The organism is Mesorhizobium sp. WSM4871 (genome assembly GCF_055811295.1).
This window is the reverse complement of the sequence record NZ_JBVVPU010000001.1, coordinates 605,193-623,320: the sequence shown is the minus strand read 5'-3', so window position 1 is coordinate 623,320 and position 18,128 is coordinate 605,193. Positions and strand designations below refer to the sequence as shown.

The window sequence follows — 18,128 nt, the reverse complement described above, 5'->3', positions numbered from 1 at the left end:
AATGAACCAAGCTGCTCCCGCGCCAAAGCAGAACATGGGAAATCCCGTCCCGCGGGTCGACGCCCGGCTGAAGGTCACCGGGCAAGCCGGCTATCCTGCCGATCTTGCCGTCGCCAATGTCGCCTATGGCGCACTTGCCGCCAGCACCATTGCCAAAGGCAGGGTTTCCGCTCTCAGGCTCGAGAAAGCCCGCGCCGTGCCCGGTGTCCTCGACATCGTCAGCATCGGCGACATGGATGGCGTCGACAAGCCGAAATTTGGCAACACTGGCGCCAGCTCGATCGCCCCGTTGCACGACAGGACCATTTTCCATGACGGCCAGATCATAGCGTTGGTGGTGGCCGAAACATTCGAGGCGGCGGAGGAGGGCGCGATGCAGATCAGCGCCGACTATACGCAAGAGACTCCCAGCGCCAGCTTCGATTCCGCAGGAACGGAGATGGAGCCAGCGGCCGGCAAGAGCCCGCTGTTCAAGGAGGACGTCAAGGCAGGTGATTTTGAAGCAGCCTACTCGACCGCCGCCGTGAAGATCGACCAGAAGTATTCGACGCCGACCCAGCATCACAATCCGATCGAACTGTTTTCGACAACCGCTATGTGGGAAGGCGACAAGCTCACGATTTACGAACCAAGCCAGAACGTTACCGGCTGGAAGATCGAGCTGGCACGGCAGTTGAAGATCGACCCGGCCAATGTGCGGATCGTCAGCCCCTATATCGGCGGCGCCTTCGGTTCGAAGGGACCTATGACAGCCCGTACGGCGATCGTGGCTGTTGCCGCCCGCCGTGTGCGCCGGCCGGTGCGCTGCGTGGTCAGCCGCATGCAGGCGTTTAGTACGCAAACCTACAGGGCGGAGACGCGTCATCGCATCCGGATCGGAGCGGGCAAGGATGGCCGCATCACGGCATTCGCGCACGAAGGCTGGGAGGTGACCTCGCGGCCGGACGCCTATGTCGTCGGCGGCACGTCCGCGACCGGCCGCATGTATGGTTACGGCTCCGTCCTGACGCGGGTTTCACTGGTGCATGCCGACCGCAACACACCCGGCTACATGCGATCGCCTCCCGAGACGCCCTATGTCTATGCGCTGGAGAACGCGATGGACGAAATGGCGGTGGCGCTCGGCATGGATCCGGTGCAGTTCCGTCGCATCAATGAGCCTGAGAAAGAGCCGATCGGCGGCAAGCCTTTCTCTAGCCGATCCCTGATCAAATGCTACGACGAGGCCGCTGAGGCTTTCGGCTGGTCGAAGCGCGATCCGGCCGTCGGCTCGATGCGCGACGGCGACTGGCTGGTCGGCATGGGATGCGCGACCGCGATTTACCCGACCGCGGCGGCGCCATGCGCCGCGCGGGTCAGGCTGACAGCCGATGGCCAGGTTCGGGTTCAGTGCGGTTCGCATGAGATTGGCACCGGTGTGCGCACCGTTGCGGCCCAAATGGCGGCCGAGAGACTTGGCGTCGATGTCGGCAAGGTAGCCGTCGAGATGGGTGACAGCGCCCTGCCGCCGGCCCCGGTATCGGGCGGCTCGATTTCGACGGCGAGCGTGTGCTCGGCGGTGCTCAAGGCGTGCGAGGCGGTGCGCGAGAAGCTGTTCGCGGCGGCAGCGGGCAACGATGGTCCTCTTGCCGGGTCAGGCAATGCGAAGCTGGACATGACGAACGAAGAGGTCGTCACCGAGACCGGCAAATCCGCAAAGCTCGCCGACGTCTTCAAGGCGATGCAGATCGGCGCGATCGAGGAATACGCCGAATTCACGCCAAAGGGTTCTTCGCCCGAGGCGCTGAAAAAACTCTATGCCGGGCAAGCCGAATTCCATGGCGGCGACCAGGACAAGGATTCGGTGAAATACGCCTTTGGCGCGGAGTTCGTCGAAGTGCGCATCAACAGCTATACGCGGGAGATACGGGTGCCAAGGATGGTCGGCGCCTTTGCCGCCGGGCGGATCATGAACACGCGGACGGCGCGAAGCCAGCTGATGGGCGGCATGATCTGGGGCATCGGCCAGGCGCTGCATGAAGCGACGGAGATCGACCAGCGCCACGCCCGCTATGTCAACCGCGACCTGCAGGACTATCTCGTGCCGGTCAATGCCGATATCAAAGCGGTCGACGTGATCCTTGTCCCGGAGGTTGACCATGAGGTCAATCCCGCCGGCGTCAAAGGGCTGGGCGAACTCGGCAATGTCGGAACGGCGGCCGCCGTGGCGAGTGCGGTCTATCATGCCACGGGAAAACGCATCCGCGATCTGCCGATCAGGATCGACGATTTGATCACCTGACCGTGTGCACCGATCCCAAGCAAGAGGGCAAGGGTAGAACTTACGCACCTTGCCCCTTGGGCATGGTTTGCGGGCGAAGCCGTTCCCTCACTTGCAAGAATCGACCCCAGTGAGTCAGGGTTCTCAATAGCCGCCGACCACAGGCAATATTTCGCCGGTGATGTAGCTCGAGCAGTGCGGCGAGGCGAGGAAGACGTAGGCCGGAGCGAGTTCCTCGGGCTGTGCCGGCCGTTTCATTGGGGTGTCGGCGCCAAACTTCGCCACGTCGCCGGCTTCCTTGTCCGATGGGTTGAGCGGCGTCCACACCGGGCCTGGCGCCACGGCATTAACTCTGATCCCCTTGCCGATCAGATTGCCCGAGAGCGCCCGCGTAAAGGCGTGAATGCCGCCCTTGGTCATGGAATAGTCGACGAGTGCTTTCGACCCCTCGATGCCGGTTACCGAACCCGTATTGATGATCGCCGAGCCGGGCTTCATGTGCGGCACCGCTTCCTGGGCCATATGAAAATAGCCGTAGAGATTTGTCTTCAGCGTCGTGTCGAAATGCTCTTCGGTCAGCTCGCCGAAATCGCTGGAGTGGATCTGAAAGGCCGCGTTGTTGACCAGCACATCGATCCGGCCGAATTTTTCCGCCGTCTCCGCAACCGCTTTGCGGCAATGGTCGCGTTCGCTGACATCCGCCTTGATCAGGATGCAGCGCCGGCCTTCCTTCTCTACCGCCGCCTTCGTCACTTCGGCGTCCTTGTCCTCGGCCAGGTAGACGATCGCAATGTCGGCGCCCTCGCGGGCGAACAGCACGGCGACCGAGCGGCCGATGCCTGAATCGCCTCCCGTTATCAGGGCTATCTTGCCGTCGAGTTTTTTCGACCCGAGATAATATGGCGCATCATAGAGTGGCGCCGGCTCTATCGCCCATTCATGTCCCGGTTTCGGCTGGTGCTGCTCGGGGAAGGGTGGCTCCGGATAGTTGCGAGCGCCCGCCTGCATGGCGCCTTGCTGCTTGCCGTTGGTCTTTGCCTTGTCCTTGGCGTCGATGCCGCGCTGGATATGGCGTTGCTTGGCGGCCTCGCCGGTGATTTCCGATTTCATTTGCATGATCGTCTCCCTGGTCTGGAGAATGAACAACGCATATCGCCCGAAAAGGTTTACGCCTGCGGCTTCATTCTTCTATCCGGCTTCGGAAATGGCCGTTTGCGGTATCGGAAGACGAGCAACCACCTGAAAGCCGCGTTCTGGGTCAGCTCCGACGACTAGAGAAGGTCGCGCTTGTTTCATGGCTTTATTTGCGGCTTTTGCGGGCACGGCGCGCCGTGGGACGAGAGAGCCAAATCTGTCCCGCAACCAACGACAACCAAACGCCCATAGCGAACAAACGCCCATAGCGAAAGCCGCTGGCGTTTTTTGGTCTTTTCCAACGGCTTGGTGTCTCAGCCCTTCAGCCGATGCGGCCTCCGACCAATGCGTACGGCACACTCCGGTCTGGCAGGCGTCATCAATCCATGGACAGCACAAGTCTCGCTGTGTTCTCGTCCGTTATCAGCGAATTTGCCAGTCGGCCCTTTAGGGCGGCGCGTATTGCCGGCGCCCTGTAGACGCCCGAGGCCACAATGGTCGTGGGTCGGTCCGCCGGCTGCGTCCTGACAAAGGAAGTCAGCCGGTCGTGATAGGCCGCGTCGACGATTTCACCGTCGGCCGATATGGCGCAGCCGAGCAGTTCGCCGACCCCGCCGGCGTCCATCGCCTGGGCGGTTTCGGCCGCGGTGATGAAACCGTCGCGATAGAGCGTCGCCTGGGGGCCCCAAAAGCCTATGCCCATGATGAGCAAGGTGGCCTCTTCCACCAGGGAACGCAGGACGCCATAGCCCGGCTGGGCCTGCAGCACCTCGCGCTCCTCGATCGTATTGGTAACGACAGGCACGGGAAGCGGATAGCATTGGGCATTGAGGCGCTCGGCCAATCTCGTGACGACATCGTAATGCGTTGCACGGCCGTCGCGCGTCAGGTTACCCATCAGCGAGACACAATGATGCTGGGGCCTGTCCATGGGCGGCAGGCGGCGTGAGACTTCGCGCATCGCGCCGCCGCTTCCCATGCCGATGGTCAGGGGAGCCTTCTGCTGGATGATGTTCTCGAGATAGAACGTGGCCTGCGTGGCGACGGAAGGAATGTCCTCGCTGCTGCCGCTCTCGCTCAGGCACACGTCGCAATAGATCAGCTCGAAACGATCCCTCAGCCGGTCAGCCAGTTCGATCGATTCCGCCAGGGGATGTATGAGCTGAAACCGGATCAGCCGCTCGGAGTTGGCGAGCGCGATCAATCGCTGGACGATCTGGCGGGAAATGTTGAGCTCGGTCGCGATCTGCTCCTGCGTCCGGCTTTTGAAATAGTAGAGCCAGGCCGCGCGCGCGGCGAGATCCAGCCGGCGCTCTCCAGCCGGATCCGAACGCTCGATCATCGTCGTCAAGAAAACACCTTCCAAATCATGTCAGCCCACCCCTGGAGCATGATCCCGAAAAATTGCACTTTCGGACAAGATCATGCGCAAAAACAAAGACTTAGAGCAGGATGTCAGCTTCAACTCATCCAGCTCTATGCAAGCCTGGCGTCAGAGCTTGAGCAGGCGAGCGATATTTCCGCCAACAATCGATGCGTAGCCCTCTCGGTCCTGTGTCGAGCGCTCCATCTTCTTGAACTCGAACTCGTAGTCCACGAATGGAGAATCCGTCCCCCAAATGACTTTATGAGGCCCCAATTTCTTGACGGCTGTCTGGATCTCGAAAATCGGCGCCCTGGACGTTTCCAGATAGAGATTCTCGAACTGGCTGGCAAAGGAAATAGCCTGATCGACCGCCCAGAAGAAACCCATATGGGCCATCATCAGCGGTACGCGGGGGAAACGGGCGGCCATCATCGCGAACTCCGGCGGGCTGTTGAACAGGTCGCTTGCGCCATGGACGATGATCGGAAATCCCAGTTCGTCCGCGACCTTGAACAGCGGATCGACCAGTTCGGGATCGGCGAGATGGAACCCGTTTATGGTGGGATGAAGCTTCAGCCCCTTGAAGCCCCATTGCGTAATGCAATGGCGCACAGTGTCGGCCGCGTCGCGTTCCCAGGGGTTGACCGCGCAATAGGGGATCAGCCGGTCGGGGAACTGATCATAGGCGTCCTTGACGAAATCGTTGGTGAAATTGCCCTCCACGAACGGAAATACCACCGCCTTGTCGACACCGGCGGCGTCAAGCTTGGCAACCAGTTCCGCACCGGTCTGGCGGGCGCCTGGACGGTCGCCGAGATGGTTGTGGGCGTCGATGACGAGGCTCATGATGTTCTCCCTTATTGATTGCGCTTCAGAGCGCCGACGGCCATGGCCAGCAGGATGAAACCGCCGTTCAGGGCATAACGGTAGGGCGCGCCGAGGCCGAGCAAGGTCAGGCCGTTGCCGAGAAAAGTGATGAACAGACCGCCCAGCAGCGTGCCCCAGATGGTTATCTCGGCGCGCCGCGACAGCAGGGTGCCGAGATAGACCGCGGCGAAGGCGTCGAGCAGATAGGGCTCGGCGCCTCGGGGCACGGCAATGCTGGTGCGCGCAACAAGCGCCACTCCGGCGATGCTGGACAGCAGGCCGGCAAGGACGAAGCCGCTTGCGAACACCGCGCGGACGTTGACGCCGGCAAGGTAGGCCGCGCGCGAATTGCCGCCGACCGCCCTGGCACGGCGTGCGAATGTCGTCAGGTTGGTGACGATCATCATCAGGACGAACACCGCGACGCCAAGCACGACGAGCGCCGACACCGGGCCGATCGAGCCTTGACCGATGAACAGGAAATCGCGGGTAAGTCCCCTTGGCAGTGTGAACAGGATCTGGGGCTCGGCCCCGTTGGTCATCAGCAGTTCGCCGGAGCGGATCACGAACATCATCCCCAGCGTGGAGATGATCGCGGGTATGCCGGCATAGGCCGTCAGCAGTCCGTTGATGAGGCCCGCGATCAGTCCGAACGCGATCGGAACGAGAATGACGATCCAAAGCGGCTCCCTGTGCAGCATGAGCACCGCGGCGAGCAGACCGGCGCCGTCGGCGATCTGCGCGATCGACAGATCAACCCCGCGCATCGCCATGACCACGGCGAGACCAAACGACATGATGATGAGGATGACGCTCTGGTGCAGGACGTTGCCGACATTGGCGGCGCTCAGGAAGGACGGCTTCAGCACCGCAAAGATCAACAGGACCGCGAGCATGCCGATGACCGGCCCATAGGCGCGAAGCTGCTCGAGCAGAAAGGCGTCGAGGGAGCGTTTCGCGGCAGCGAAGGATTGCATGGAGCCGACCTCTAGAAAATCATGATCTGCCCGATGGAGCGCTTGCGCACCAGGCCGAGCGAAATGGAGAGCACAAGCACAATCCCCTGAATCCCTGGCAGAGCCTGGCTTGAGACGCCGATCAGGATCAGGCCGTTGGACAGTGAGGCCAGGAAGATCGCCGCCACGACGGTGCCGATCACGTTGAGCTCGCCGGCGCGGGAGATGGTGCTGCCGAGAAAGGTCGCGGCGAGCGCGCTGATCAGGAAGTCGACCCCGGTGGCGAGCGCCGATGCACCATAGCTGTAGGAGGCCAGGAACACGCCAGCCAGGCCCAGCACCAGCCCGCCGAGCGCGCAGGAAGCAAACGCATATTGTTTCAGTCCGACCCCGCGCAGCGCCGCCGCCGCCGCGTTCTGGCCCACCGCATACATGCGCAGTCCGAGCCGCGTTTCCTTGAGAATGACGTGAAGGACGAAGGTGAAGGCGACGAGCAGGATGAAGACGAAAGGAACAGGCCCGACATAGCCTTGTCCCAGAAAGAAGAAGCCCGGCGCATCGCTGAGCGTCAGCGCCTGGCCGCCATTGTAAAGCAGCGTCGCTCCCATGATGACGAACATCATGCCCAGCGTGGCGACGAAGGCGGGAATGCGAAGGAACAAGATCAGGCCGGCATTGATGACGCCGATCAGGAGGCCGAGGGAACCGCCAAGGCCGATGGCCGCGGCTGAACCGAACCCGCCGATCAGCGTGCCGGCCGCGACATTGGCGGCGAACTGGCTGGCCGCGCCGGCAGACATGTCGAAGCCGCCGGCAATCAGAACCACCGTCAGGCCGAGCGCGATAAAGGCCAGGACACTGCCTTGCTTCAGCACATCGAAGATATTGCCCAGGCCGACGAACTGCGGGGCAAGGGCGGCGATGACCGCGACCGTCAGAAGCATTCCGGCAATCGTGCTCCAGCGCGAGAACATGGCGTCGAGGGCGGTCTGCATCGGCGATCTGGCCGCCTGCGCTGTAGCCGCTTCGGCCGTTTCCGGGGCCGCGCTGCCCGAGGCCCAGTAAAGCAAGGCCTCCGGCGTTGCTTGCGCCTGATCGTCGATCACCTTGTTGATGCGCCCTCTCCGCATCACCACGGTCCGGTCGCACATGGCGGATATCTCCTCGAAATCCGAGGAGATGAAGATCACGGCCGCGCCGGAACGCGCCAATTCCACCATCTGCCGGTAGATCTCGATCTTGGAGCCGACATCCACGCCAGTCGTGGGCTCGTCGAACAGGAAAACCCGGGACTCGCCCGTCAGCCAGCGGCCGACGACCACTTTCTGCTGGTTACCGCCCGAGAGGTTTCGTGCGAGCGTCTTTATGGATGGCGGCTGGATGGCGAGACGGTCGACAAGCTCGCGCGCGGCTCCCGCTTCCAGGCGAGGATTGAGCAGCCCGAACCGCGCCCAGCGCGCGATGTTGGAAAGCGTGAGGTTCTCGCGGACCGGCAGGTCGGCGATAAGTCCTTCCTGCCGGCGATCTTCAGGGATCAGCGCGAAACCTTGCTCATTGGCGATGCGTGGATCGGCGGGATTGGACGGGCGGCCGTCAATGCTGACGGTGCCTGCGTCGCGCTTGAGCGCCCCCATGAGCGTAAGCGCCAACTCCGAGCGTCCCGCGCCGACAAGGCCCGCTATGCCGAGGATTTCGCCGCGGCGAACCGTGAGGTCGACGCCTCGCAGCGCCGAACCGTGCGCCAGGCCGCGGACTTCAAGCAATGGCGAACCGATCGGCACTTTCTCCTTGGGATAGAGCTGCGAGACTTCGCGGCCGACGATCATTTTGACAATGTCGCCGCGCGAGACCCCGGCGGCGGGCGTCGTCGCAACCAGCCTGCCGTCGCGCAGCACGGAAATCCGGTCGACGAGGCCCAGCACTTCATCGAGATAGTGGGAAATGTAGATGATGGTGACACCCTGCGCCCGCAGCGAGCGGATGACCTCAAACAGGTGTTCGGCTTCCTTGTCGCTGAGCGAGGCCGTCGGCTCGTCCAGTATGAGGGCCGTCGGATTGCGCAGCAGCGCGGCAGCGATCGCCACCTGGGCTCTCTGCGCCACGGACAGGTCGCGAACGAGCGCGTTGGGGGAGAACTCGGCCTGGACGCGGTCGAGCGCCTCCTGCACGCGCAGGCGCATGGTCTTGCGGTCCAGCAGGCCACCTATGCGCACGATCTCGTTGCCGAGAAGCGCGTTGCTCACCACATCGAACTGGGCGATGAGCTGCTGATCCTGATGAACGATGGCTATGCCCTTGGCTTCCGCCTCGCGGACGTCGCGCAGACGGACTTCCTTGCCATCGATGAAGATCTGTCCGGCGTCCGCCTGGTAGACCCCGGTCAGTATCTTGACCAGCGTCGACTTGCCGGCCCCGTTCTGGCCGAGGAGAGCGTGGATTTCGCCTTGTGCTATCGACAGGGATACATCGTCGAGGGCAACGACGCCCGGAAAAGACTTCCTTATCGAACGACATTCCACGGCCGGCCGAACAGCCGGCGCGGAGAGCGTTTCCGGACTTACCATGGACATTCCAACGACCTTTAAGAAAGTGCTGGAGCGGGGCTTCCGCTCCAGCGATGCGCATCACGGGAGGACGGGCCGTACGACGATGAGGTCGCTGTCTTGAGGCCAACGGCCTTCCACGTCTTTCTTGGCGATGGCGAGGTCATCCCAGACCGAGGGCCCCCAGCGCTTTTCCGCCGCGGCGGCGCCGTTGGCGTGGGTTGCGACATAGACCTCGGTGAAGATGGCGCTTGGAAAGTCCTTCTTGCCGCCGATGGCGGAAACGAGAGTCTCGGCTGCAAGCCGACCGATCGCCGGCACATCCTGCACGATGGTCGCCACGAACGGACTGCCTTCGTCGAGCAGCATCTGGAAACCGATCCGGTCGCCGTCGATGGAGGCTATCTTGATCTCATCGCGTCCGGAGCGCCTGACAGCTTCGACCGCGCCGGACACCAACAGATCGTAGGCACCCCAGACGCCGGCAATGCTGCCCTTTTCGGGATTGGCGGTCAGCAGATCTTCCATCTGCGTCTGCACCTTGGCGGCGCTGTGCTCGGTCGGCACCCACTGCACCTTGACGGTGGGATAGTCGGCGACAACGGCCTCGAAGACGCGCTTGCGTGTCTCGAGGAGCGGCGCGCCGGGCACCCAGAAGGCGACGACATTGCCCTTGTAATCGATGCTGGAAAGAAGCGAGCGCGCCAGCATGGCGGCCATCAGGGCCTCGTCGCCACCGACATCGGCGATCGCGCCCTTCGTCTTGGAGCCGATCGACGTCGTGATCACCGGAATTCCGGCGGCATTCGCCTTGGCGACGACCGGCGCAAGCTGCTTTGGATCACCCAGTTGCACGATGATGCCGGCGACGCCGGAATTGACAAGGCTCTCGATATTCTCGTTGTGTTTGCGCGGATCTGTCCCGCCATCGGTCACCACGACCTCGGCGCCGGCCGCCTTGAGCACGGCGGTGGCGCCCGCGATGATGTCACGGTTGTAGTCGTTGGTGATCTCACGCGCAGCGATCCCGATCTTCTTTCCAGACAGCGCCTGGGCATAAGCCGGTCCCGCCGCAATCGCGGCGGCCAACGCCAGCAGCACGGCGGCCGCCAGCCCCCTGAGCAATTTCATGGCATTCCTCCCTTTGGTCCTCTCCCGGCGGTGCGCAAGCACCTCCATGTGCCGATCATTTGCTCGGCTAGAGAATAATTGCGCGGCAATTTCGCAAAGTCAACGGCAAAGTTGAGGCCTGCTTCGGGCGTTTGATCGATAGGTAGGCAATTATTTAAATGGTCGCTGACAGACAGATCAAAGACGAGAGGCGGCGCGCGTCGGCGCTTAAGATGGCCGCAGAAGCGATGATCGAGTCGATGGCAAACCCTGCGCGAGCCGTCCGGATTTCGCTATGCCGCTGACATCGACGCCCTTGTGGAGGCAACGGTCACCAGGCACTCCTCCGATCGCAGCAGGCCCAGCGCCTCCTTGGAGGCGCTGTCGTCGGTGATGACTTCGTCAATCTCGGAGATATCACAGAGCGTGCAGAAGCCAGGTGCCGTAAACTTCGAACCATCCACAAGCAGAATTGTTCGCCTGGCTGACGCAATCATGGCCCGCTTGAGGGATGCAACCTCGAGCGCCGTCTCGGTGAGCAGGGTGCCGGTTACCGCTGATGCGCCGGTCATGCAAAGGTCGGCGTGGAGCGTCCTGATGAAGCTTTCACCCGGCTCGCCGGCAAGATGGCGATAGCCCGGCCTGACGGTGCCGCCGGGCAGGATGATGCGCCAGGATTTGATGTCAGCGGCAAAGTCGGCGATCTGCAGGCTGTTGGTCACCACGGTCAGAGGCAGATCGCGCTCGGCAGCCGCGCGAACCGCCTCCATGACCGTCGAGGAACTGTCGAAGATGACGCTGTCTCGCGCACTGAGGCGCAGGGCGGCCTCGCGGCCGATCGCCACCTTTTCCGCGTGCTGGAGTTCGGCGTTGACCGTCATCTCCCTTTCGAAGGTGGCCCGCATCGGCTGAAGCAGGTGCGCTCCGCCATGGGTGCGTTCCAGGTAGCCCTTTTCCACGAGATCCTCGAGGTCGCGCCGAACGGTCGATTGAGAACCGCCGATCGTGTCGGCCAGTTCCTGGATGCTGGCTGCCCCGTTGATCCGCAGATGCTCCAAGATCAGAGCCCGCCGTTTGGCCGGAACGATGTCGACGCGCTTACTCGGAGACTCCATGCATCACCCGGTTGGTGGCTGGCTATGATGCCGGCCGGTTTCCGATCAATTTCGGTCAATCTCTACCAAATCGTGTATCCACAATCCACCACGACCACCGAGCCGGTCATCGCACTGGAAGCACTGGAGGCAAGAAAGAGGATGGGTGCTGCGATCTCGTCCGCCCGCGCCACGCGCTTCATCGGCGTCATGTCCATCCAGACCGGCATGAGTTTGTCGTCGGTGAAGCCGTCGCGGGACATGACAGTGTCCACATAGGTCGGAGCCACACAGTTGACGCGCACGCCCCGCTCCGCCCATTCGCCGGCAAGCGAGCGTGTCAGGTGATGAACGGCCGCCTTGGCCGCATTGTAGTGCGCCTGACGCTGCGGCTTGTTCGAAATCAGGCCGGACATGGAGCCGAGCGTGACGATGGAACCGCGACCGCGTTCCAGCATCGGCCTGGCGAATTCCCGGCATGACCAGTAGGCGCCGTTGAGATCGACATCGACCACCTTCAGCCAGGCCTCATCCGCCATCTCCTCGCCACCTGTATCCGGCCAAGCGATGCCGGCATTGGCAATCAGGATATCGACGGCCTGATAACGCTGGTTGGCCGATCGGGCGGCGGCCGCGACTGCCTTGGAATCGGTAACGTCGAGTACGACAGCTTCGACCGTGTAGCCTTTCTCGGTCAATTCCCGCCGGCCGGCTTCGAGCACGTCTGGGTTCATGTCTGAAATGATCACCCGCGCGCCGGCTTCGGCCAGCGCCTCGGCCGTCGCCAGGCCGATGCCGCGTCCTCCACCGGTGATGAATGCCGTTTGTCCATCCAGGCGGAATCGTTCGAGATACATCGGATATTCCTTCATGCTTGCTTGAGTGCGGTGCGCGTGTCGGCCCGGTTGTGCCGGCCAAGCATCAGCAGGCAACCGGCCGTGAAACTGTCGCCGAGGCCAAGTGTGGTGGCCGGCTTTTCGACGTAAGGCGAAGCGCATGCGACGAAGGCCCAGCGCCCTTTGCGCACCGGCATTTCGAACGGCACGGTGTGGAACTGAACCTCGGGCGCCGTGGTAATGATCTCGGCTGGTGCGCCCGTAGCGGCGCGTGAGCTGGCGATGGCGCAGCCAGTCATCAAGGCAAGTTCCTCCTCGCGCGGATCGTTGATCGTGATGGCCGCGGCCCAGGTGTCGGCGTGAACGCACACGCGTTCAAGATCCAGGCGCTCCGCGAGCGCCATCATCGCCTGCTGGGGTGATTGGGCCGAAGGGTCCATGGCGAGAAGCTCGGAATGGCTCATGCCGAGAGAAGTAATTGTGCCTTTTGCCTGGGCGAGCAATTCTTCCACGGCGGCCAGCGAGGCGTAACCGGCGAGCTCGAAATGGATGGTCTTGAGCCCCGCCGCCTTCCAGGCCCGACTGAGTTCGAAGACATGCCGGCTGGCCGTGCCGACATTCTCCACCGCCTCGTCATTGAGGCCGGAAAGCAAGCCGGTGGCAGCCGATGACGCCAGTTGCCGGGACAGTGCCTCGAAATCTGCATCGCGCTGGATGCCCCGGTCGCAGAAACGGACGATGACGCGTGATGAGCGCGGAGGCACCAGCGTGCCGATCGGCTGGCCTGCCGTGTATTCGAAGATAAATATTTCGGGAATGTGCGGTCCGGCCGGCTTGATCGCGTCGACCGTCTTCATCACACCACCTTCGGCGAGCAGAACACCGCTCGGGATTTGCCGCAGCATCTGCTCGTGGCGATCCTCGAGCGCGATCAGCGCGGGCACGCCCAGCCGCGAGAGAACCCAGGCGGCCTGCGGACCGGTTCCGCCGAGCGCATAGCGTGGCTCGAGCCGCTCACGCAGCCAGGCCGGACCTTGCGGCCATTCAAAACGGACCTCGCCGCCGATACCGCGCGCGGCGCGTGAGAGCAGAAGCGATGCAAGTTCCCCGGCCGGGCTTGCCTCGGGCGCGTCCAGCAAGGGCTGAATGTCGCGCATGTCGATCCTGGCATCCACGCAGGCGCTTATGCCGCACAGAACCAATCCGGACCGGGACAGGGCGCTCGCGCTCAACGGACCCGATCGCGGGTTCGTCAGGGCGGCATAGCGATCGGCCCAAGATCCAGTGAAAACCTCTTGCATGGCCGCGTAAATCCTCCCTACCCGGCAATGATGTCAATTGCTACCATTATCTTCCAAATCGTCAATGCGGTTTTGCGGAAGGCTGCCAGAATTATGCATATCCGGCGAGTTCCGGAACCGGCCGTAGCCATGATGTTGAAAATTCCTACTCCCTGCATCGCACATTGAAAGGGCATCCGATGGCATCGATTTTCTAGTATAAACTGTTGTTATTAAATAGGATTTGTAAATCCATACGCAAAAAATCCTGCTCATTGATGCCTGCGAACAGGTGTCGACTGGTAAAATTTCGAGAGAGTTAGATAGCTATTGACAGATTATGAAAAGAATCGGCATATGGCTGCAGGTCTTTGGCGGCGAGAGGACGCGCCGCGGCCCGAGCCGTCCAGAATTTTGAGGAACACCGATGCTCACGAGACTCGATAGAAAACTGGCGAACATCCGGGCGGGCAACTACAAGCCCACCGACTTCATCATCGCCGATGCCAAGGACAGCGATGTCGGAGCGGGCGTGACCGCGACCGGGTTCGACTATTCGGCAAGACCGCCGCGCCGCCGCAGCCGCCAGGAATTCATCGCGCAGATCGAGGCGATCATCAGGCAGGACATCGTCGACATCATGCTGGTGTCGCAGTCGAATCTCGAACTGCTGGACGAACGTGCCGCCTTTCTTGGCAGCGAGGTGAAGCCGGCGATCCGCGCCAATCTCGAAACCATGTGCTGGGGGGCGGTCCGGCATGGCGTCTATACGCAGACGCCATCCATTCCCTTTCGCGATGCCAATCTCGCCCGCCTCGTTGCCAACTATCCGACGAGCGGCACAAATCTCGGCCTGTACTCGGTCTCCTTCAGCAACAATATCGAGCTCGATATCCGCACGTTGAACGCCTTTGCCGAATTCCGGGCAGAGGCTGCCAGCCACAATTTCAAATATTTCTACGAGGTCTTCAATCCAAGCGTCGACATCGGGCTCAGCCGCGAGGAGATCGGCGAGTTCGTCAACGACAATATCATCAAGTCGCTGGCAAGCGTGCCGCGCGCCGATCGGCCGCTCTTCCTCAAAACCCCGTACAACGGACCGAAGGCGCTGGAAGAGCTCGTCAATTTCGATTCCGAACTCATTGTCGGCGTGCTCGGCGGCGGCGCCGGAACAACGCGCGACACATTCGAGCTCGTCGCTCAATCCGAGCGCTACGGCGCGCGGCTGGCCCTCTTCGGGCGCAAGATCAACCTCGCCGAGGCGCCGCTTCAGCTGATCATTCTGATGCGAGCGGTCGCCGACGGGGAGATGGGGCCGGAAGAGGCTGTCCGCGCCTATCACGGTGAACTGCAGAAACTGGGCCTTGCCCCCAACCGGTCGCTGGCGGACGACCGGGCCATTACGGAGGACGTCTTGAAGGTCGCGGCCGCCAAGGCCGCCTGACCACTGACAGGGAGACGCCATTTCGTCTCCTTCGGAACGTGGCCCCTGAGGGGTTACGACGCCCGCGAGTAAGAGGCCGCGTGGCGCGCATGCTTGGAGAAAAAGGGAGGAACATAATGAGGAAAATGCTGTTTCTTGCGACGACCATCCTTACGGCGGCTCTTGCCGCCGGTTCGGCCTGGGCCGACGAGAAGGAAGTGACGGTCTGGTCCTGGTTCATCCAGAGCACGATGGACAAGTCGATCGCGGCTTTCGAGAAGGCCCATCCGGACATCAAGGTCAAATACACCTACTACAACTATTCTCCTGAATACATCACGGCGCTGAAGGCGGCGGCGGCCTCAGGCAGCCTGCCTGACGTCATCGGCCTGCAGCCGGGATCGCTGACACAGCAGTACCGGGACAATCTGGAGGCAGTGAACGAGCGCGCCGAGAAGGAATGGGGCGCGGACTGGGCGCAGAAGATCTTCCCGGTCAATCGCAAGCAGATGCTGATGGGCAATCCGGCGGGAGACAAGAACTACTACATTGTCCCGCAGGAATCGCAGGTCCTATGCATCTGGTACAACCGCAAGATCTTCGAAAAACTCAACATTGCCGCGCCGAAGACCTATGACGAGCTCAAGGCGGCGGCCAAGGCGCTGACCGACGGCGGCTATATCCCGATGTTCCAGGGAGCGGCCGACGGCTGGCAGAACGAGAACGTGTTCCTGATGCTCGCCAACCAGTTCTCGCCCGGCATCGTCGACAAGGCACAGGCCGGCGAGACGCCATGGACCGCGCCTGAACTGGTCGAGGCCATGAAGGCCTGGAAGGGCCTCTTCGACGACGGCATCTTCCAGCAGGGCGCGCTTGGCGCCCATGCCTATCCGACGGGCGCCCAGCTCTTCGCGCAGGGCAAGGTCGGCATGATGGCGCTCGGCTCGTGGTGGATGCAGGAAAGCAAGTTCCCGCCGCCGCTTTCGGAGTATGTTCAGAACATGGAAGGCTTCGACTTCTTCTACATGCCGCCAGTCAAGCAAGGCAATCCGGCGAGCCCGCCGGTCGGTGGCATCGACATCGGCTACGGGCTGACAAAGAACGGAGGCAAGAACCCCGCTGCATGGACCTTCCTGGCGGAGCTGACCAATGGCGCCGGCCTCCAGGAAGCGCTGAACGACCTCAACGATCTGCCGGCCTTCGAAGGCCATTCACCGAAGGGCGATATCACCGACCACGTGAAGGAGATGTCGGCACGCTTCATGGCCGACCTGCCAAGGGCCGAGAACCAGAGGTTTGCCTCGCCGGCCGTCGCCGAGGCGCTGGACAACGCCCTTGCCGCTGTCGCGGCCGGCAGCACCGAGCCGGAGGCAGCACTTGCGACCGTGGAGGCGGCGACCGAAAAGGCGCTCGCCGCTCAATGAACCGCAGCGGCCGGCCGGGCGCCTGCGAGCGCCCGGTCCCCGTTGATCTGACAGGGTGAGCATTATGCGCGCAGAAGCCGTGCGAGCCGGACCCGCGGCGGCGATCGAACGGCGGCCGGCATCGAGAACCTCGACGCTCTATCTCTTCGCTCTGCCGGCGACGCTTCTGTTCGTCGTCTTCATTGCCTATCCCATCCTCTGGGTGGCCGGACAGAGCCTCTACATTCGTTCGGGCAGCGGCGTATCTTCCTTCGCCGGCCTCGCGAATTATGTGACGGTTCTCGGTGATCCGACTTTCTGGATCGTGGTGCGCAACATGCTTTTGTGGGGCGTGATCACCATCCCGGTGCAGATGCTTATCGGTGGGCTGCTTGCCTATTTCATCGAGCGGCATACCCATGCCCTGCGCGGCTTCTTCCGCACCATGTTCTTTCTGCCGGTCGTCACCTCGGTTTCGGTCATCAGCCTGGTGTGGGTGCAGATCTATGCGCCTTACTACGGCATCGCCCAGGAATATCTGAAGCATGTCGGGTTCGTCATGATGACCTCGCCGATCGGCGACCCGAAGATGGCGATCTATGCGCTCATCCTCGTCAACATCTGGCAGTGGACCGGCTTTTCGATGCTCATGTACATCGCCGGCATCGCAAACCTGCCGAGCGAGGTGCTGGACGCGGCGCGCGTCGACGGGGCGAGGGGCTGGCGGCTTGCAGTATACGTCATCGTGCCAATGCTGGCGCCGGCAACCAAGTCGCTGCTGCTGCTGGGCGTCATCGGCACGTTGCAGACCTTCCCGATCGTCCATCTGATGACCGGCGGCGGCCCGAACCGCGCCAGCGAGGTGTTCGGCACATTCATCTTCAAGCAGAGCTTCGTGCTCGGCGACACCGGCAGCGGTGCGGCCCTTTCCGTCATCGTGCTCGTCGTCGCGCTGGTCCTTTCGCTGCTCCAGATCGTGACGCTCGGCGCCCGCCTGACGCCGGCCGGAAAGGAGCGCGCGTGACCCCGCTTGCCCGCTCCCGTCTTCGCAGCACCGTGATCCATCTGGTTCTCTTCATCGTGCTCGGCTTCTGGATGATCCCGCAGGTCTACATGCTGTCGATCGGTCTCAGGACGCCGGCCCAGGCCTTCGATGCGGCGCTCTTCACCTGGCCGGTCACCTTCGACAACTTCGTCACGGTCATCCGTGACAATCCGCTTGGCGGCATCTTCCTCAACAGCCTTATCGTGACGGTCGCGACGGTGGCGATCGTGGTGGCCGTCGCCTCGCTCTTCGCCTTCGCTTGCGCCATCCTGCGGCTCAAGGGCTCGCTCTTCCTCTACACGACGCTGCTGACGACACTCATGGTGCCGCTCGCCTCCATGGTGCTGCCGCTTGCCATACTGCTCAAGAATTTCGGCTGGGTGAACACTTATATCGGCCTGATCCTGCCCTATGCTGCGCTTGGCGTACCCTTTGCCATGGTCATCCTCAAATCCTTCCTGGAGGATGCGCCGCGCGAGCTTTTCGAAGCGGCGCGCGTCGATGGCTGCAATGCTTGGCAGACCTATTGGCACGTGGCGCTGCCGCTGGTCAGGCCAGCACTTGTCTTCGTCACGATCTGGCAGTTCATCGTCACCTGGAACGAATTCTTCCTCGCCCTCATCGTGCTCACCAAAGCCGAGATGAAGACACTCACCATCGTGCCGATGCAGTATTCGGGCCTGTACATGGCCAATCCCGGTGCGCTGTTTGCGGTGCTCACGCTGATCGCGCTTCCCCTCATCCTCCTCTATGTGCTGGTCCAGCGCGCCTTCGTGCGCGGGCTGCTCGCCGGCGCGGTGAAAGGCTAGAT

Annotated in this window: 14 protein-coding genes; 5 read left to right on the top strand and 9 right to left on the bottom strand. The window is 62.4% G+C overall.

Annotation, left to right across the window (positions count from 1 at the left end; translation table 11 throughout):
* Position 1: 1 nt before the first annotated feature.
* Positions 2-2,281 carry a xanthine dehydrogenase family protein molybdopterin-binding subunit gene (locus tag AC0L2H_RS03105; RefSeq protein ID WP_473588802.1) on the top strand — a complete coding sequence of 760 codons (2,280 nt, stop codon included), beginning with the start codon at positions 2-4 and terminating at the stop codon, positions 2,279-2,281.
* A 123-nt stretch (positions 2,282-2,404) separates the two neighbouring features.
* Here AC0L2H_RS03105 and AC0L2H_RS03100 read toward each other — a convergent pair whose 3' ends face one another.
* The 9 genes from AC0L2H_RS03100 to AC0L2H_RS03060 all read right to left on the bottom strand — a co-directional run bounded on the left by AC0L2H_RS03100 (position 2,405) and on the right by AC0L2H_RS03060 (position 13,467).
* Entirely contained in the window at positions 2,405-3,376 is a 972-nt protein-coding gene (locus tag AC0L2H_RS03100) for an SDR family oxidoreductase (protein ID WP_473588801.1), read from the bottom strand.
* A 397-nt stretch (positions 3,377-3,773) separates the two neighbouring features.
* On the bottom strand, positions 3,774-4,736 hold the full coding sequence (locus tag AC0L2H_RS03095; protein ID WP_097575950.1) for a sugar-binding transcriptional regulator: 963 nt from the start codon (positions 4,734-4,736) through the stop codon (positions 3,774-3,776).
* 150 nt (positions 4,737-4,886) lie between these two features.
* A complete protein-coding gene (locus AC0L2H_RS03090) occupies positions 4,887-5,606 on the bottom strand; it encodes an amidohydrolase family protein (protein WP_473588800.1) in 720 nt (239 codons plus the stop codon).
* Positions 5,607-5,617: 11 nt separating this feature from the next.
* A complete protein-coding gene (locus tag AC0L2H_RS03085) occupies positions 5,618-6,604 on the bottom strand; it encodes an ABC transporter permease (protein WP_473588799.1) in 987 nt (328 codons plus the stop codon).
* 11 nt (positions 6,605-6,615) lie between these two features.
* Positions 6,616-9,153 carry an ATP-binding cassette domain-containing protein gene (locus tag AC0L2H_RS03080; RefSeq protein ID WP_473588798.1) on the bottom strand — a complete coding sequence of 846 codons (2,538 nt, stop codon included), beginning with the start codon at positions 9,151-9,153 and terminating at the stop codon, positions 6,616-6,618.
* 54 nt (positions 9,154-9,207) lie between these two features.
* Entirely contained in the window at positions 9,208-10,257 is a 1,050-nt protein-coding gene (locus tag AC0L2H_RS03075) for a substrate-binding domain-containing protein (RefSeq protein WP_473588797.1), read from the bottom strand.
* Between the two features lie 272 nt (positions 10,258-10,529).
* Positions 10,530-11,351: a DeoR/GlpR family DNA-binding transcription regulator gene (locus AC0L2H_RS03070; RefSeq protein WP_473588796.1), complete on the bottom strand. Its 822-nt coding sequence runs from the start codon at positions 11,349-11,351 to the stop codon at positions 10,530-10,532.
* 62 nt (positions 11,352-11,413) lie between these two features.
* Complete coding sequence (locus tag AC0L2H_RS03065) at positions 11,414-12,187, bottom strand: SDR family NAD(P)-dependent oxidoreductase (RefSeq protein WP_473588795.1); 774 nt, start codon at positions 12,185-12,187, stop codon at positions 11,414-11,416.
* Between the two features lie 11 nt (positions 12,188-12,198).
* A complete protein-coding gene (locus tag AC0L2H_RS03060) occupies positions 12,199-13,467 on the bottom strand; it encodes an ADP-dependent glucokinase/phosphofructokinase (protein WP_473588794.1) in 1,269 nt (422 codons plus the stop codon).
* A gap of 406 nt (positions 13,468-13,873) precedes the next feature.
* Between AC0L2H_RS03060 and AC0L2H_RS03055 the strand changes: the two genes are divergently transcribed.
* The 4 genes from AC0L2H_RS03055 (at position 13,874) to AC0L2H_RS03040 (ending at position 18,126) form a co-directional block, all read left to right on the top strand.
* Complete coding sequence (locus AC0L2H_RS03055) at positions 13,874-14,890, top strand: hypothetical protein (RefSeq protein ID WP_107651301.1); 1,017 nt, start codon at positions 13,874-13,876, stop codon at positions 14,888-14,890.
* A gap of 116 nt (positions 14,891-15,006) precedes the next feature.
* Entirely contained in the window at positions 15,007-16,293 is a 1,287-nt protein-coding gene (locus tag AC0L2H_RS03050) for an ABC transporter substrate-binding protein (protein WP_473588793.1), read from the top strand.
* A gap of 64 nt (positions 16,294-16,357) precedes the next feature.
* Positions 16,358-17,296 (top strand): carbohydrate ABC transporter permease, encoded by a 939-nt coding sequence (locus AC0L2H_RS03045; protein WP_245441002.1) that lies wholly within the window; start codon positions 16,358-16,360, stop codon positions 17,294-17,296.
* Entirely contained in the window at positions 17,293-18,126 is an 834-nt protein-coding gene (locus tag AC0L2H_RS03040) for a carbohydrate ABC transporter permease (RefSeq protein WP_107651300.1), read from the top strand. Before AC0L2H_RS03045 ends, AC0L2H_RS03040 begins: the two co-directional genes overlap by 4 nt.
* Positions 18,127-18,128 lie beyond the last annotated feature (2 nt).

Excerpts from the sequence above, each read along its gene's own strand:
- AC0L2H_RS03105 (WP_473588802.1), top strand. The coding sequence starts at position 2 with ATGAACCAAGCTGCTCCCGCGCCAAAGCAGAACATGGGAAATCCCGTC.
- AC0L2H_RS03100 (WP_473588801.1), bottom strand. The coding sequence starts at position 3,376 with ATGCAAATGAAATCGGAAATCACCGGCGAGGCCGCCAAGCAACGCCAT.
- AC0L2H_RS03095 (WP_097575950.1), bottom strand. The coding sequence starts at position 4,736 with ATGATCGAGCGTTCGGATCCGGCTGGAGAGCGCCGGCTGGATCTCGCC.
- AC0L2H_RS03090 (WP_473588800.1), bottom strand. The coding sequence starts at position 5,606 with ATGAGCCTCGTCATCGACGCCCACAACCATCTCGGCGACCGTCCAGGC.
- AC0L2H_RS03085 (WP_473588799.1), bottom strand. The coding sequence starts at position 6,604 with ATGCAATCCTTCGCTGCCGCGAAACGCTCCCTCGACGCCTTTCTGCTC.
- AC0L2H_RS03080 (WP_473588798.1), bottom strand. The coding sequence starts at position 9,153 with ATGTCCATGGTAAGTCCGGAAACGCTCTCCGCGCCGGCTGTTCGGCCG.
- AC0L2H_RS03075 (WP_473588797.1), bottom strand. The coding sequence starts at position 10,257 with ATGAAATTGCTCAGGGGGCTGGCGGCCGCCGTGCTGCTGGCGTTGGCC.
- AC0L2H_RS03070 (WP_473588796.1), bottom strand. The coding sequence starts at position 11,351 with ATGGAGTCTCCGAGTAAGCGCGTCGACATCGTTCCGGCCAAACGGCGG.
- AC0L2H_RS03065 (WP_473588795.1), bottom strand. The coding sequence starts at position 12,187 with ATGTATCTCGAACGATTCCGCCTGGATGGACAAACGGCATTCATCACC.
- AC0L2H_RS03060 (WP_473588794.1), bottom strand. The coding sequence starts at position 13,467 with ATGCAAGAGGTTTTCACTGGATCTTGGGCCGATCGCTATGCCGCCCTG.
- AC0L2H_RS03055 (WP_107651301.1), top strand. The coding sequence starts at position 13,874 with ATGCTCACGAGACTCGATAGAAAACTGGCGAACATCCGGGCGGGCAAC.
- AC0L2H_RS03050 (WP_473588793.1), top strand. The coding sequence starts at position 15,007 with ATGAGGAAAATGCTGTTTCTTGCGACGACCATCCTTACGGCGGCTCTT.
- AC0L2H_RS03045 (WP_245441002.1), top strand. The coding sequence starts at position 16,358 with ATGCGCGCAGAAGCCGTGCGAGCCGGACCCGCGGCGGCGATCGAACGG.